The 624-nt window shown below is 54.5% G+C and carries 1 protein-coding gene; it reads right to left on the reverse strand.

Going from position 1 to position 624, the window contains the following annotated elements; translation table 11 throughout:
* A partial coding sequence (locus IAE50_RS25680; protein WP_200581696.1) for an IS3 family transposase occupies positions 1-624 on the reverse strand: 624 nt, incomplete at both ends.

Here is a 624-nt window from a genome sequence, read left to right on the forward strand (position 1 = left end):
TTCTTCCGGCGTCAGGTTATTCAGGGATTCATGAGGTCGCCCGCTGTTATATCCCATCAGCCAGCGTTCTGTGATTTCCCGTACTTCGTTCAGGGTTCTGAACAGGTAAAAATCCAGTATTTCTGTCCGGTACGTCCGGTTAAACCGTCCGATAAAGGCATTCTGCGTCGGTTTACCCGGTTTGATAAAGCCCAGCATTACGTCATGCTCTTCAGCCCGCTGCGTCAGGGTCAGTGAGATTAATTCCGGCCCGTTATCCATCCGCATCTTCCGCGGATAACCACGGTTTGCCACGATCCTGTCCAGTACCCTGACCACCCGCTGTGCCGGGATATTCAGGTCGATTTCTATCGCCAGTGCTTCCCGGTTAAAATCATCCACCACACTGAAGGTTATGAAGCGCCTGCCGCACACCAGCGCATCGTGCATAAAATCGATGGACCAGCTCTGGTTTAACGCCCCCGGAGTGGCCAGTGGTGCCGGGCTGCGCACTGGCAGACGTTGCTCTCCCCTGCGACGAAAGTTCAGTTTCAGCAGACAGTAAATCCGGTGCACGCGCTTGTGATTCCGGGCATTACCCTGTCTGCGCAGCACCTGGAACAGTTTCTTAAAACCGTACCGGGG

The sequence above is a fragment of the Kosakonia sp. S42 genome (genome assembly GCF_016624785.1).
Lineage (GTDB): Bacteria > Pseudomonadota > Gammaproteobacteria > Enterobacterales > Enterobacteriaceae > Kosakonia > Kosakonia cowanii.